14 protein-coding genes and 1 pseudogene are annotated in these 15,415 nt (G+C 39.8%); 14 read left to right on the forward strand and 1 reads right to left on the reverse strand.

Annotation, left to right across the window (positions count from 1 at the left end):
- Positions 1-125: 125 nt before the first annotated feature.
- The 8 genes from HT728_RS03575 (at position 126) to HT728_RS03610 (ending at position 7,878) form a co-directional block, all read left to right on the forward strand.
- The gene (locus HT728_RS03575; protein ID WP_345890027.1) at positions 126-716 is read left to right on the forward strand and encodes a class I SAM-dependent methyltransferase; all 591 of its coding nucleotides are present in this window, start codon (positions 126-128) and stop codon (positions 714-716) included.
- Positions 713-1,990: a pyrimidine-nucleoside phosphorylase gene (locus tag HT728_RS03580; RefSeq protein ID WP_173233829.1), complete on the forward strand. Its 1,278-nt coding sequence runs from the start codon at positions 713-715 to the stop codon at positions 1,988-1,990. Before HT728_RS03575 ends, HT728_RS03580 begins: the two co-directional genes overlap by 4 nt.
- 19 nt (positions 1,991-2,009) lie before the next feature.
- Positions 2,010-2,672, forward strand: a complete 663-nt coding sequence (gene deoC / locus HT728_RS03585; RefSeq protein WP_112443531.1) for a deoxyribose-phosphate aldolase — start codon at positions 2,010-2,012, stop codon at positions 2,670-2,672.
- A complete protein-coding gene (locus HT728_RS03590) occupies positions 2,659-3,048 on the forward strand; it encodes a cytidine deaminase (RefSeq protein ID WP_112443532.1) in 390 nt (129 codons plus the stop codon). The genes deoC and HT728_RS03590 overlap by 14 nt, the downstream gene beginning before the upstream one ends.
- A gap of 89 nt (positions 3,049-3,137) precedes the next feature.
- Positions 3,138-4,190 (forward strand): BMP family protein, encoded by a 1,053-nt coding sequence (locus tag HT728_RS03595; RefSeq protein WP_049543026.1) that lies wholly within the window; start codon positions 3,138-3,140, stop codon positions 4,188-4,190.
- Positions 4,191-4,332: 142 nt separating this feature from the next.
- Positions 4,333-5,868, forward strand: coding sequence for an ABC transporter ATP-binding protein (locus HT728_RS03600; RefSeq protein WP_173233831.1), 1,536 nt, complete (start codon positions 4,333-4,335; stop codon positions 5,866-5,868).
- On the forward strand, positions 5,861-6,919 hold the full coding sequence (locus HT728_RS03605; RefSeq protein ID WP_023942990.1) for an ABC transporter permease: 1,059 nt from the start codon (positions 5,861-5,863) through the stop codon (positions 6,917-6,919). The genes HT728_RS03600 and HT728_RS03605 overlap by 8 nt, the downstream gene beginning before the upstream one ends.
- Positions 6,920-6,921: 2 nt before the next feature.
- On the forward strand, positions 6,922-7,878 hold the full coding sequence (locus tag HT728_RS03610; RefSeq protein ID WP_000029122.1) for an ABC transporter permease: 957 nt from the start codon (positions 6,922-6,924) through the stop codon (positions 7,876-7,878).
- Between the two features lie 36 nt (positions 7,879-7,914).
- Here the strand turns inward: HT728_RS03610 and plsY are convergent, their stop codons facing one another.
- On the reverse strand, positions 7,915-8,556 hold the full coding sequence (gene plsY, locus HT728_RS03615; RefSeq protein ID WP_173233833.1) for a glycerol-3-phosphate 1-O-acyltransferase PlsY: 642 nt from the start codon (positions 8,554-8,556) through the stop codon (positions 7,915-7,917).
- Between the two features lie 135 nt (positions 8,557-8,691).
- On the opposite strand from plsY, the gene parE reads away from it, so the two are divergent.
- The 6 genes and pseudogenes from parE (at position 8,692) to HT728_RS03645 (ending at position 15,371) form a co-directional block, all read left to right on the forward strand.
- Positions 8,692-10,635 (forward strand): DNA topoisomerase IV subunit B, encoded by a 1,944-nt coding sequence (gene parE, locus HT728_RS03620; protein ID WP_054392735.1) that lies wholly within the window; start codon positions 8,692-8,694, stop codon positions 10,633-10,635.
- A 40-nt stretch (positions 10,636-10,675) separates the two neighbouring features.
- Positions 10,676-12,406, forward strand: coding sequence for an AAA family ATPase (locus HT728_RS03625; RefSeq protein WP_240153427.1), 1,731 nt, complete (start codon positions 10,676-10,678; stop codon positions 12,404-12,406).
- A 57-nt stretch (positions 12,407-12,463) separates the two neighbouring features.
- Complete coding sequence (locus HT728_RS03630) at positions 12,464-13,327, forward strand: DNA adenine methylase (protein WP_172934308.1); 864 nt, start codon at positions 12,464-12,466, stop codon at positions 13,325-13,327.
- Between the two features lie 29 nt (positions 13,328-13,356).
- Complete coding sequence (locus tag HT728_RS03635) at positions 13,357-13,806, forward strand: GNAT family N-acetyltransferase (RefSeq protein WP_049477639.1); 450 nt, start codon at positions 13,357-13,359, stop codon at positions 13,804-13,806.
- A gap of 16 nt (positions 13,807-13,822) precedes the next feature.
- Positions 13,823-14,656, forward strand: a pseudogene (locus HT728_RS03640) (aminoglycoside 6-adenylyltransferase).
- On the forward strand, positions 14,637-15,371 hold the full coding sequence (locus HT728_RS03645) for a type II CAAX endopeptidase family protein (RefSeq protein ID WP_173233835.1): 735 nt from the start codon (positions 14,637-14,639) through the stop codon (positions 15,369-15,371). Before HT728_RS03640 ends, HT728_RS03645 begins: the two are co-directional and overlap by 20 nt.
- The last annotated feature ends 44 nt before the right edge of the window (positions 15,372-15,415 follow it).

Consider the following 15,415-nt stretch of genomic DNA (forward strand, 5'->3'; position numbering starts at 1 on the left):
TTGCTTATAAAGGTTGAAAGAGATTGAAGGGGAGCTATTGTAAAGCAACTTCCTTCAATCTTTTTGTCTCATTCTGGATATGTAAACGATTTACAATTTAAGTCAAATTATGGTAAAATAGTTTCATGAGTAAAATGTATTATGCAGAGAATCCTGACGCTGCTCACGACATTCATGAGTTGAGAGTGGACTTGTTGGGAGAAAAAATGACCTTTCTGACGGATGCAGGTGTTTTTAGCAAGAAGATGGTTGACTTCGGAAGTCAACTCTTGCTCAAGTGTCTTGAGGTCAACCAAGGAGAGACAGTCCTAGATGTCGGCTGTGGTTATGGTCCATTAGGTTTGTTCTTAGTCAAGGCTTACGGCGTTCAGGCGACCATGGTCGATATCAATAATCGTGCCTTGGATTTGGCTAAGAGAAATGCTGAACGAAATAAAGTAGAAGCGACGATTTTCCAGTCCAACATCTATGAACAAGTTGAAGGACATTTTGACCATATCATTTCCAATCCCCCTATTCGTGCTGGAAAAAAAGTCGTTCATGAAATCATCGAGAAAAGTAAAGATTTCTTGGAAATTGGTGGAGATTTGACCATCGTCATCCAGAAAAAACAAGGGGCTCCAAGTGCTAAGTCTAAGATGGAAGATGTGTTTGGCAATTGTGAAATCCTAAAAAAAGACAAGGGATACTATATCCTTAGAAGTGTGAAAGAATGAGAGCAGTTGATTTAATCCAAAAGAAACGAGATGGTCAAGAACTGACTTCGAGTGAAATTGAATGGCTGGTAGAAGGCTATGTGTCAGGAACTGTTCCTGATTATCAGATGTCTGCCTTTGCTATGGCTATCTATTTCAAAGGAATGACGACTCGAGAAATATCTGATTTGACCATGAATATGGTTCAGACAGGGCAAGAGTTTGATTTATCTGCTATTGATGGGGTTAAGGTTGACAAGCATTCTACTGGTGGTGTTGGTGATAAGGTGACCTTGATTTTAGCTCCTTTAGTAGCGAGTTTTGGAGTTCCAGTCGCAAAAATGAGTGGTCGTGGTCTCGGCCATACTGGTGGGACAATTGATAAATTGGAGTCCATTAAAGGCTATCAAGTCGAGCGCAGTCAAGAGGATTTTATTCGTCAGGTTCAGGATATTGGTGTATCTGTCATTGGGCAATCAGACCAGCTGGTTAAAGCAGATAAACTTCTCTACGCTCTCCGTGATGTGACCGCAACTGTCGACACGATTCCTTTGATTGCGAGTTCGGTGATGAGCAAGAAAATCGCGGCAGGAGCGGATGCTATTTTGCTAGACGTAACTGTCGGTGAGGGTGCCTTCATGAAAACGGTTGATGAGGCGCGTGAATTGGCTCAAACCATGGTGGAACTTGGTAAGGCAGTTGGTAGAAAAACGGTAGCAGTCATTACGGATATGAGCCAGCCCTTGGGACGAGCGATTGGAAATCGTCTGGAAATCCTTGAAGCATTGGAGATTTTGCAAGGTCAAGGCCGTCAGGATATTACCCACTTTATCTGTGAATTGGCTCAAATTATGCTTGGCCTGGCAAATGTAAACAAGACAGTTGAAGAAGTTCGCCAACATCTTGAAAATGGTCAAGCACTGGCTAAGTTTGAGGAGATGGTCCAAGCCCAAGGTGGAGACTTGGAGGACCTCTATCGCCCAGTCAATGTTGCCCATGTGGTGGAAATCCCTGCTCAGGAAACGGGTGTCATTTCTGCTCTTCCGGCTATGGAATTTGGGCTTTATGCTATGAGACTGGGAGCTGGTCGTGCAGTCAAGTCTGATGCCTTGGACTATGAGACAGGAATTGTTTTTGAAAAGAAAGTTGGAGATTCCGTTCAAAAGGGAGAAATTGTTGCAAAAGTATACACAAATGGAAAAATTTCTCCTCAGCTAGTTACAGATTTTCAAAAATATGTTAAAATAAATGATAGGGTGCAAAGTTTACGAGAAATTATAGAAATTATCTCATAAACCGCAGGAGAATCCGAATATGAAATTAAATAAATATATCGATCATACGCTTTTAAAACAAGATGCAACAGAAAATCAAATTGATTGTTTGTTGTCTGAGGCTAGGGAGTATGATTTTGCCAGTGTTTGCGTTAATCCGACCTGGGTTGAACATGCCAAAAAAGGGCTTGAAGGCACAGATGTCAAGGTCTGCACAGTAGTAGGTTTCCCCTTGGGAGCAACAACTTCAACTGTGAAAGCTTTTGAGACAAAAGAAGCTATCCAAAATGGGGCTGATGAGATTGACATGGTAATCAATGTTGGGGCTCTCAAATCAGGCAATTTAGCCTTGGTAGAGTCAGATATTCGCGCAGTCGTGGAAGCAAGTGGTGACAAGTTAGTGAAAGTCATTATTGAAGCTTGCCTTCTGACAGATCAAGAAAAAGTTGTGGCTTGTCAATTAGCCCAAAAAGCAGGAGCTGATTTTGTTAAAACATCTACTGGCTTTTCAACTGGTGGCGCTACGATAGCAGATGTTCAATTGATGCGTGAAACAGTTGGGCCTGATATGGGTGTCAAGGCTGCTGGTGGAGCTCGTTCTTATGCAGATGCTCTTGCCTTTGTGGAAGCAGGGGCGACCCGTATCGGAACGTCAGCTGGAGTAGCAATTCTAAAAGGAGAATTGGCAGATGGCGACTACTGAGTTGATTGAACTGGCAATTGAAACCAGCAAACGTGCCTATGTCCCCTATTCTCACTTTCCTATCGGAGCAGTTTTAGTGGCAAAAGACGGAAGTGTTTACACGGGAGTGAATATCGAAAATGCTAGCTATCCTTTGACCAATTGCGGTGAGAGAACAGCCATTTTTAAGGCTGTATCTGAAGGGCAAAGAGAGTTTTCAGAGCTGATTGTTTATGGTCAAACTGAAAAACCAATTTCACCATGTGGTGCTTGTCGCCAAGTAATGGTCGAATTTTTTGAACAAGATCTAAAAGTGACCTTAGTCGCAAAAGATAAATCGACGGTCGAGATGACGGTCGGGGAATTACTTCCATATTCTTTTACAGACTTAAACTAGTCTGAGTCGCTCTTTGAGTGGCACGGTCCTTGTGGCCAACCAATCCATACTTGCAACATCGTTGCACATCTTATTTAGGAGGTTCAGTAATGAACAAGAAACAATGGCTAGGTCTTGGCCTAGTAGCAGTGGCAGCAGTTGGACTTGCTGCATGTGGTAACCGCTCTTCTCGTAAGGCAGATTCATCTTCTGATGTGAAGACAAAAGCAGCAATCGTCACTGATACTGGTGGTGTTGATGACAAATCATTCAACCAATCAGCTTGGGAAGGTTTGCAGGCTTGGGGTAAAGAACACAATCTTTCAAAAGATAACGGTTTCACTTACTTCCAATCAACAAGTGAAGCTGACTACGCTAACAACTTGCAACAAGCGGCTGGAAGTTACAACCTAATCTTCGGTGTTGGTTTTGCCCTTCACAATGCAGTTAAAGATGCAGCAGCAGAGCACACTGATTTGAACTATGTCTTGATTGATGATGTGATTAAAGATCAAAAGAATGTTGCGAGCGTAACTTTCGCTGATAATGAGTCAGGTTACCTTGCAGGTGTAGCTGCAGCAAAAACAACTAAGACAAAACAAGTTGGTTTTGTAGGTGGGCAGGAGTCAGAAGTTATCTCTCGTTTTGAAGCAGGATTCAAGGCTGGTGTTGCGTCAGTAGACCCATCTATCAAAGTCCAAGTTGACTACGCTGGTTCATTTGGTGATGCTGCTAAAGGTAAAACAATTGCAGCTGCACAATACGCAGCCGGTGCAGATATTGTTTACCAAGTAGCTGGTGGTACAGGTGCTGGTGTCTTTGCAGAAGCAAAATCACTCAACGAAAGCCGTCCTGAAAATGAAAAAGTTTGGGTTATCGGTGTTGACCGTGACCAAGAAGCAGAAGGTAAATACACTTCTAAAGATGGCAAAGAATCAAACTTTGTTCTTGCATCTACTTTGAAACAAGTTGGTACAACTGTAAAAGATATTTCTAACAAGGCAGAAAAAGGTGAATTCCCTGGCGGTCAAGTGATCGTTTACTCATTGAAAGATAAAGGGGTTGACTTGGTAACAACTAACCTTTCAGAAGAAGGTAAAAAAGCTGTCGAAGATGCTAAAGCTAAAATCCTTGATGGAAGCGTAAAAGTTCCTGCAAAATAATGGATGGAAGTTATTTCTTAGGAAGCGGCCATCGGCCGCTTTTTAAGAGTTGAGACAAAGTCATTTTGTCTCAGTAAAGCTTGCTACTAGACAAACTAGCAAGTTTTATTGAAATAAAATAAGACTCTGAAAGGAAGAGCACATGGCACACGAAAATGTCATAGAGATGCGTGATATTACCAAGGTGTTTGGTGAATTTGTTGCCAACGACAAAATCAACCTGCACCTACGAAAGGGTGAAATTCATGCACTTTTAGGAGAAAATGGGGCTGGTAAGTCCACGCTCATGAACATGTTAGCAGGACTTCTTGAACCAACTAGTGGTGAAATCGCGGTCAACGGTCAAGTTGTCAACCTCGACTCCCCATCTAAAGCAGCTGGCTTGGGAATCGGAATGGTTCACCAGCACTTTATGTTGGTAGAGGCTTTCACGGTGGCTGAAAACATTATTTTAGGAAGTGAATTGACTAAAAATGGTGTGCTAGATATCGCTGGAGCTAGCAAAGAAATCAAGGCTCTTTCTGAACGTTATGGCTTAGCTGTGGACCCTTCTGCCAAGGTTGCAGACATCTCAGTTGGAGCCCAACAACGTGTAGAAATTTTAAAAACCCTTTATCGGGGAGCTGATATTCTTATTTTTGACGAACCAACGGCTGTTTTGACTCCATCAGAAATTGAGGAGTTGATGGCTATTATGAAAAATCTTGTCAAAGAAGGAAAATCAATTATCTTGATTACTCACAAGTTGGACGAGATTCGCGCAGTTTCTGACCGCGTTACAGTTATCCGTCGTGGGAAATCAATTGAAACCGTCAAAATTGCAGGGGCTACTAATGCTGATTTGGCAGAAATGATGGTTGGACGTTCTGTTTCCTTTAAAACAGAGAAGCAAGTCTCTCAACCAAAAGAAGTGATCTTGTCTATTAAAGACTTGGTGGTCAATGAAAACCGCGGTGTTCCAGCTGTTAAAAATCTGTCCTTAGATGTTCGTGCTGGAGAGATTGTTGGTATTGCGGGGATTGATGGGAATGGTCAGTCTGAACTGATTCAAGCCATTACAGGTCTTCGCAAGGTTGAATCTGGTAGCATTGAGCTAAAAGGAGATTCAATTGTGGGCTTGCACCCACGTCAGATTACAGAGTTGAGTGTTGGTCACGTTCCAGAAGACCGTCACCGTGATGGTTTGATTTTGGAAATGATGATTTCTGAAAATATTGCCCTTCAAACTTACTATAAAGAACCACATAGTAAAAATGGAATTTTGAACTATTCAAATATTACTTCTTATGCTAAAAAGCTAATGGAGGAGTTTGATGTTCGTGCTGCCAGCGAATTTGTTCCTGCAGCTGCACTCTCAGGAGGAAATCAACAAAAAGCAATTATTGCTCGTGAAATTGATCGTGATCCTGATCTCCTTATCGTCAGCCAACCAACTCGTGGTTTGGATGTCGGTGCCATTGAATATATCCACAAGCGCTTGATTGAAGAGCGTGATAATGGGAAGGCTGTTCTTGTTGTCAGCTTTGAATTGGATGAGATTTTAAACGTCTCAGACCGTATTGCCGTTATCCACGATGGGAAGATTCAAGGTATTGTATCACCAGAAACAACCAATAAACAAGAACTTGGTGTCTTGATGGCTGGTGGAAACTTGGGAAAGGAGAAGAGTGATGTCTAAAAAATTACAACAAATTTCGGTTCCCTTGATTTCTGTCTTCCTAGGAATTTTACTTGGAGCCATTGTCATGTGGATCTTTGGTTATGATGCTATTTGGGGCTACGAAGAATTGTTCTATACAGCCTTTGGTAGTTTACGTGGGATTGGGGAAATCTTCCGTGCCATGGGGCCTTTGGTCTTAATTGGTCTTGGCTTTGCCGTCGCTAGTCGAGCAGGTTTCTTTAACGTCGGTCTTCCTGGTCAGGCTTTGGCAGGTTGGATTCTTAGTGGTTGGTTTGCCCTGTCGCATCCAGATATGCCACGTCCCTTGATGATTCTAGCAACCATCGTGATTGCCTTGATTGCGGGAGGAATTGTCGGCGCGATTCCGGGTATTCTTAGAGCCTATCTAGGGACGTCAGAGGTTATCGTAACTATCATGATGAACTACATCGTTTTGTATGTAGGAAATGCCTTTATCCATGCTTTCCCTAAAGACTTCATGCAAAGTACAGATTCGACCATTCGTGTTGGGGCTAATGCAACCTATCAGACACCTTGGTTGGCTGAGTTGACTGGTAACTCACGGATGAATATTGGTATTTTCTTTGCCATTATTGCCGTTGCAGTTATTTGGTTCATGCTCAAGAAAACAACTCTTGGTTTTGAAATTCGTGCGGTTGGTCTTAATCCACACGCATCGGAATACGCTGGTATTTCTGCAAAACGAACTATTATCCTATCAATGATTATTTCAGGTGCCTTGGCAGGTCTTGGTGGAGCTGTTGAAGGACTTGGAACCTTCCAGAACGTCTATGTTCAAGGGGCGTCATTGGCTGTTGGGTTTAACGGGATGGCGGTTAGTCTGCTTGCAGCCAACTCACCAATCGGTATTCTCTTTGCAGCCTTCCTATTTGGTGTTCTCCAAGTTGGAGCCCCTGGTATGAATGCGGCGCAGGTACCGTCTGAGCTTGTCAGCATTGTAACAGCGTCTATTATCTTCTTTGTCAGTGTTCATTACCTTATCGAACGCTTTGTCAAACCGAAAAAACAAGTTAAAGGAGGTAAGTAAAGATGTCTATTACAACCTTGCTCACCCTCTTGGTGTCTTCTATGCTGATTTACTCAGCACCCCTCATCTTTACAAGTATTGGTGGTGTTTTCTCTGAACGTGGTGGTGTGGTAAACGTCGGCCTTGAAGGAATTATGGTTATGGGTGCCTTTTCTGGAGTTGTCTTTAACCTTGAATTTGCAGAACAATTTGGCGCAGCAACTCCATGGCTATCCTTGCTAGTTGCAGGATTGGTTGGAGGTCTCTTCTCTATCATCCACGCAGCAGCGACGGTTCATTTCCGTGCAGACCATGTTGTCAGCGGTACGGTATTGAACTTGATGGCGCCAGCCTTGGCTGTTTTCTTGGTGAAAGTTCTTTATAATAAAGGACAAACCGACAACCTAAGTCAGACTTTTGGACGCTTTGATTTCCCAGTCTTAGCAAATATCCCAGTGATTGGTGATATCTTTTTCAAGTCAACTAGTCTGCTTGGTTATATCGCGATTGCCTTCTCATTCCTTGCTTGGTTTATCCTCTTTAAGACTCGCTTTGGTCTTCGTCTCCGCTCTGTCGGTGAACATCCTCAAGCAGCAGATACTTTGGGAATCAATGTCTACAAGATGAGATATTTAGGGGTTATTATTTCAGGTTTCCTAGGTGGAATTGGCGGAGCGATTTATGCTCAATCAATCTCAGTTAACTTCTCAGTGACAACTATTGTTGGACCTGGATTTATCGCCCTTGCTGCGATGATTTTTGGAAAATGGAATCCAATCGGAGCCATGCTATCTAGTCTCTTCTTTGGACTTTCACAAAGTTTGGCTGTTATCGGATCTCAATTGCCATTCCTACAAGGAGTGCCTGCGGTTTATCTTCAAATCGCACCTTATGTTTTGACAATTCTTGTCTTGGCAGCCTTCTTTGGAAAAGCAGTCGCACCAAAAGCAGATGGTATCAACTATATCAAATCAAAATAAGCATACAAAAAACGTCAGTTCTGTTCAAACTGGCGTTTATTTTTTAGAATTTTGATGAGTTAAGTTTAATCCCCAAGGAACAAGATTTTCAGTTTTATTTTTGATACGTGTGATATTATCCTTATGCCGAATGATAATCAAACTAGCCAGTGCTAGGATAATAGCGATGAAGAGAGGATCATAATTGCTCAGGATAAAACCAAAAAGTGGAAAGAGTAGAACTCCGATGACAGCCGCGATAGATGCTGTAACACTAGATAGTGAAATCATGCTACCAAGATAGAGGGTTCCAAAGAAAACAACTGCAAGGTAGAGACAGAAAACAGGCGCAAATCCGAAAATCACTCCCGCACTGGTTGCGACAGCCTTACCACCCTTAAATTCTGCAAAGATAGGGAAAGTATGACCAATAACAGCCAAAAGTCCAAAGATAAGAGGTGAAACACCTTGCAGATGAAAAATAATCGGAAGAAGCGTTGCTAGGGTTCCTTTGAAAAAGTCAATGACAAAGGTTGCCATACCAGCTTTTTTACCTAAAATGCGGAAGGTATTGGTCGTTCCAGTGTTACCAGAACCATGTTCGCGCAGATTGATTTGAAAAAATACTTGTCCAATCCAGAGACCAGACGGAATCGAACCCAGCAGATAGGCTAGGATTAATAAAACTATTGTAATCATACTCCTATTATATCATGAAATAGAGAAGAAAGGCAGAGAATCTCTTCTGAAATTGTCACATCGGAGAAAGAAAAATTTTGCAAAATCCTTGGAAAACCTGTAGAATAGTAAAGATGAACGAATAGGAGGTTCCTTGTGTCAAAAAAGGAAATCAATATTAACAATTATAATGATGATGCCATTCAGGTGCTAGAAGGGTTGGATGCGGTCCGTAAACGTCCAGGGATGTATATCGGATCGACCGATGGCGCTGGTCTCCATCACCTAGTTTGGGAAATCGTTGATAATGCAGTCGATGAAGCCTTGTCTGGGTTTGGTGACCGTATTGATGTCACCATCAATAAAGACGGGAGTTTGACTGTGCAAGACCATGGACGTGGGATGCCGACAGGTATGCACGCTATGGGGATTCCAACTGTTGAAGTTATCTTTACCATTCTTCATGCCGGAGGAAAATTCGGTCAGGGTGGCTACAAGACATCAGGTGGACTTCACGGGGTGGGTTCTTCCGTTGTTAATGCCCTTTCTAGCTGGCTAGAAGTTGAAATCACCCGTGATGGCGCAGTTTACAAGCAACGTTTTGAAAATGGTGGCAAACCTGTTACGACTTTGAAGAAAATCGGTACAGCGCCTAAGTCTAAGACAGGTACCAAGGTTACCTTCATGCCTGATGCGACGATCTTTTCTACGACAGACTTCAAGTACAATACCATTTCAGAACGTCTCAATGAGTCAGCCTTTCTCTTGAAAAATGTGACCTTGTCTCTGACAGATAAGCGAACAGATGAAGCGATTGAGTTTCATTATGAGAACGGGGTGCAGGACTTTGTTTCTTATCTGAACGAAGACAAGGAAACCTTGACGCCAGTCCTTTACTTTGAAGGTGAAGACAACGGTTTCCAAGTGGAAGTAGCTCTCCAGTACAATGATGGATTTTCAGATAACATTCTGTCCTTTGTTAATAACGTTCGCACCAAGGACGGTGGGACGCATGAAACAGGACTCAAGTCTGCCATTACCAAGGTTATGAACGACTACGCGCGTAAGACAGGTCTTCTTAAGGAAAAAGATAAAAACCTTGAAGGATCAGACTATCGTGAGGGGCTAGCGGCTGTCCTCTCTATTCTAGTCCCTGAAGAACATTTGCAGTTTGAGGGTCAGACCAAGGACAAGCTAGGAAGCCCTCTTGCTCGTCCCGTTGTGGATGGCATTGTGGCGGATAAGTTGACCTTCTTCCTTATGGAAAATGGGGAACTGGCTTCTAACCTCATCCGCAAGGCTATCAAGGCTCGTGATGCTCGTGAAGCAGCACGTAAGGCGCGTGATGAGAGCCGAAATGGGAAGAAAAATAAGAAAGATAAGGGCTTGCTGTCTGGGAAATTGACCCCAGCCCAGTCTAAGAATCCAGCTAAGAATGAACTCTATCTAGTTGAGGGAGATTCTGCCGGAGGTTCTGCTAAACAAGGCCGTGATCGCAAGTTCCAGGCTATTCTACCTCTTCGTGGTAAGGTTATCAATACAGCCAAGGCCAAGATGGCGGATATCCTCAAAAATGAAGAAATCAATACCATGATTTATACTATTGGTGCGGGTGTCGGAGCAGACTTCTCCCTTGAAGATGCCAACTATGACAAGATCATTATCATGACCGATGCGGACACAGACGGTGCCCATATCCAGACCTTGCTCTTGACATTTTTCTACCGTTACATGCGTCCGTTAGTTGAGGCAGGCCATGTCTATATTGCCCTTCCGCCTCTTTACAAGATGTCCAAAGGAAAAGGCAAGAAAGAAGAAGTGGCCTACGCATGGACAGACGGAGAACTTGAAGAACTCCGCAAGCAGTTCGGTAAAGGCGCAACACTCCAACGCTACAAGGGGCTTGGAGAGATGAACGCTGACCAGCTCTGGGAAACAACCATGAACCCAGAAACTCGTACCCTTATCCGTGTCACTATCGAAGATCTAGCACGCGCAGAACGCCGCGTCAATGTCCTCATGGGCGACAAGGTCGAACCACGCCGTAAATGGATTGAGGATAATGTCAAGTTTACGTTGGAAGAAGCGACGGTGTTTTAAAATATTGTGTAATTATATTTAAAAGAAAGAGTTTTTAAAAATGGTATCATCGAAAAATAATAAAATGTACATTGAAGAATTAGAAATTAAAGATTTTAGAGTAATTAAAAAAGTATCGTTCAAGCCGTCAAAATATGTAAATATTATTTCAGGGAAGAATGGTACAGGGAAATCAACTATATTAGGAATGATTGCCCAAGGTTTCTCTTATCACAATAATGTTATTCCTTTTATTTCTGGAGATGTAAAAAAACTTAATAAAAAAGATATAAAGAGACTTTCAGAAAATGACCCTAAAGTTGTGCAATATAAAAAATTACTAACTTATTTTGGGGATGATTTTGAGTCCACATCTGCAGAGCATTTTAAATTATCTCCAAATGATGTTAGAAATATAGAACATGCTAAAGTTACATTGAGCAATAAAGATAGTTTTAAAATTGAGAGTACGAACCATAACAAAAAACTTCCTCGTCTAGTTACTAGGAGAAAAGACGGGAAATCATCCAATTATGTCCATCCAGTAATTTATTTAGGCCTGGAAAGATTAACACCGTTAGTCAGATCCACTAAAATGAGTGACTTGCAAATCAATTTATCATCGCAGGATAAGAAAGAAATACATAATCTTTATCAGTCAATACTTTTAAAAAAATATACAGACAATCTTACTGCAACTGAAACAAATCTGAATAATAAGAAAACAGCATCATTTATTGATGAAGAGATGACTATTGAAATGATTTCATCAGGGGAAGATAATATTGGGCAAATTTTATTAGCTTTGTATTCATTTAAGAAATTAAAAAATGATTTTCCTAATGATTACAAGGGTGGGATATTACTTATTGATGAAATAGATGCGACATTATATCCAGCCGCTCAGAATAAATTATTAGATATACTCTTTCAAAAAGCAAGAAGTTTTGACGTGCAAATTTTTGCCACTTCACATTCGTTGACTTTATTGGAACATTGTGAAAAACTGAAAATATCGAACCAACGTACTAATCATGATATAAAACTATTTTCCTCCGATATTAGTTCTGAAGACAATTCAACAACTACGTTATCAGAGATGAAATATTTAATTGATTTTAAAAATATGTTGTTGGCACAAGCTAATGAACAGAAAATTACTGATAGTATTAAGATTTATTTTGAAGATGCTGAGGCTCAATATGTTTTTGAAGGCTTAATACATTCTTTGAAGAATAGTAATAACCATTCAATTAAAAATTCATTACACTTCATGTCAAATACAACTTTATCATGTACCAATTATATACACTTGTATAAATCTAAAGTAACAGAATTTTCTAAGAATTCGATAGTTTGCTTAGATGGAGATGTTGAAGCAAATATAAACGATTATAGAAATTTTATTACTTTGCCTACTAATGACCTTCAATGTAATCCAGAGGAATTTATTTTTGATATTCTTGATGATAATAACTCAGATTATTGGAAAATAGCAAAGAATTATAATCATAGTGTTTTTATGAATAATCCAATTTACCAAGTTATTCAATCAATTAAGAATGGAACTTATGAATCGGAATATAAACAAGTTAATGGAGAGTTTAAGAATATAGCTGAAAGAAAAGTGTGGAAAAAATGGTTTAATAAAGAAAAAGTTCATTGGAAGTACAACAATAATCCAGTCAAATATTGGGCAAAAAATAATCCTGAAAAAGTTCAAGAATTTCAGGTACAATTTGAAAAAGCGTTTAACTATGTAGCTGATAATGTTAAACTTCCTAGATTATAATTTGGAAGTTACTTAAAAAAGGGGTATAATTTTATCAATAAGAGATGAGGTGATGATATGTCAGGTAAGACCTATACGCCATTAAGATACCCTGGGGGGAAAACTCAGGTTTATGAATTCGTTAAAGAATTGATTAAAGAAAATAATTGCCATACTTATATTGAGCCTTATATGGGAGGAGCGGGAGTTGCTATGAAACTTTTGCTACTTGGAGATGTAGAAAAGATTATTGTAAATGATTATGATAAATCTATCTATGCATTTTGGTACTCTGTTCTTTATTTGACTGAAGAGTTGATTGATAAAATAGAAAATACTGACATAACAATAGATGAGTGGAAAATTCAGAAATCAATTCAAGATAATAAAAAAAATGTTTCTGATTTACTACTTCTGGGTTTTTCAACTTTATTTCTTAATAGAACAAATAGATCTGGTATTATAAAAGCTGGGGTTATTGGTGGTAAAAATCAGAATGGAAAATACAAACTAGATTGTCGATTCAGTAAATCAGATATAATAAACAAAATTCTTGAAATATCTAAGCATAAAAAACAGATTAAACTTTTTAATATGGATGCTGAGCAGTTTATTAAAAGGTCAATTTCTAAAACAAAAAATTCATTTACTTTTTTTGATCCACCTTATTATACTAAAGGACCAGGTTTATATACAAATTTTTATAACCATGATGATCATTCTAGGTTATCAAAAACAATCAAGGATTATATGAAAGATAAAAAATGGATATTAACTTATGATATTCATAAAAGTATAGAAAAGATGTACGAAGAATATCGTTCTGAACTATATTATTTAAACTATTCAGTTAGTACTCCTAATAAAGGTATTGAAAGAATATTTTATTCAGATAATCTGCATTTTTCACAATCAAGAAATAAATTAAAAATTGTTGACTAAAAACTTGCCAGCGATTTATTTTCAAAAAAGTGACTGACAGAAAAAAAGTCAGTTTGCCTGTCTCATGGGAGAGACTGGCACAAAAATATTCAAAAAGAAAAATGAAAAAAGTAAATGAAGTAAAAAGTTTGTCCCTGAGTGACTTAGACAATCAGGAGTTTATCGGCTTGGTAGGTCTGCACCATTCGGATTTACGGATTTTTGCTGGAAAAGAAGCTGTAGAAATCGGCTGGCGTTTGCGAAAAGAGTTTTGGAATAGTGGTTATGCGACAGAGGTTGCCCAAGCCTGTCTAGACTTCGCTTTCCAGCAAGCTGGCTTGTCAGAAGTTTACTCCTTTACATCCTTACTCAATCTCCCTTCGCAAAAAGTCATGCAAAAGGTAGGCATGGAATTTGTCAAAGAATTTGATAATGAAAAAGTTCCAGCAGACAGTCCGCTTTATAGACATGTCCTATACAGAATCAAGAGTTTTTACTAAAAAGGCAGGTATTCCCATGAGAACTGAAACCGAGATGTTTGATTTAATTTTACAAACCGCAAAAAGTCTAAAAGTCGAGGCTGTCGCCATGTCTGGTTCGCGAACCGATACAAAAGCACCAAAAGACGAGTTTCAAGACTATGATGTTGTATATGTCGTGGACGACTTAGATAATCTGACGAGTAATCTTGCTTGGTTGGACCAGTTTGGAACACGTATCATTGAGTAGCATAATATCCTAGGCAACCGTCGTCTCTATCTCATGCTCTTTGAAGATGGTAACCGGATTGATTTGACCCTTTGCCCCAAAGATCATATCCAGGAGTGGGTAGAAAGCGAAGCGGATTTCACGGTGCTAGAGGATCCTAAGGGTTTGTTTGAGTTTTATTCTCCCAGTCCTCAGCGTTTCTGGACGCATCCAGCTAGTGAGATAGATTTTGAAAAAGCCTGCAATGAATTTTGGTGGGTTTCCGCCTATGTGGTCAAGGGAATCTGTCGCAAGCAAGTTTTCTATGTCACTGACCATCTTTACGGGATTTGCCAACAAGAACTCCTGAAGATCTTGGCTTGGCAGGTTGCAAGTGATAGGGGAGCAGTTGACATCGGTAAAAATTATAAGTACATCTTTAACTATTTGCCTGCTCAGAAAGAGAATGAATTCTCAAGTCTACTTGATTTCTCAAATAGTGACAAAATCACTCAGTCTTTGTTTGCTACGATGCAACTTTTCCACCAAGAGGCTCAGTCCCTTGCTCAAAAGATGGATTTTGACTACGATAAAGAAGTAGCTGAGAAGATGATTCAGTATGCTGAGGAGAGACTCGAAAAAAATGAAACATTTACAAAATAATAAGATAACAAAATTTTTACTGATTAGTTTTCTCATTTCTTGGGGATTTGGTTGGGGATTGCTCGCTTTTCTGACGCAAATGAGCCTCTTAAGTCTAACAAGTCCACTAGGAGTTTTTCTCCATTTACTAGGAGGTTTCGGTCCTACCATTGCAGCCATTTCTTGTTTGCCTCAAAAATCCATTAAAAGCATAGTCTCTTTTATCTTAGGGGACTCAAAGAAATATATTTTGTTATTTCTTTTACTAATTTTCGTGCAAACAGGTGTCATTGCTTTCTCATCTACGGAGCTTAATCCGGCTTTTCCACTAGGAAATTTGTTTGTTGTTTTTTTGAGTGCAGTCTGTGTTTATGGTGGCGAAGAAGAATTGGGATGGCGAGGCATCTTGCAACCAACTTTGGAAACTAGATTCTCCTTTTGGATTTCCGGTTTGATAACAGGTTGTATTTGGGCAATATGGCATATACCTTTATGGTTTGTGATTGGAAGTTCCCAAAGTGGTATGCCTTTTATATTATTCAGTCTATTTGCAATTTATCTCAGTATTCTTCTAGCAGCTGTTTTCAAAAAGACTAAGTCGGTCCTTTTTTGCGCCATTTTTCACGGCCTAATTAATACCCTACTTAGCTTATTTGTTATTAAAATTAATCTTTTATTCATTCTAGGATTAGTAGGATTGCTCTTCTTTTCTTACTACCTACAAAGAAACAGTTAAATTTATAAAATATAGATTTACTTTACAATAAAACACTAAAAAGA

Source organism: Streptococcus sp. 544 (assembly GCF_013277385.1).
Taxonomy (GTDB): domain Bacteria; phylum Bacillota; class Bacilli; order Lactobacillales; family Streptococcaceae; genus Streptococcus; species Streptococcus mitis_BA.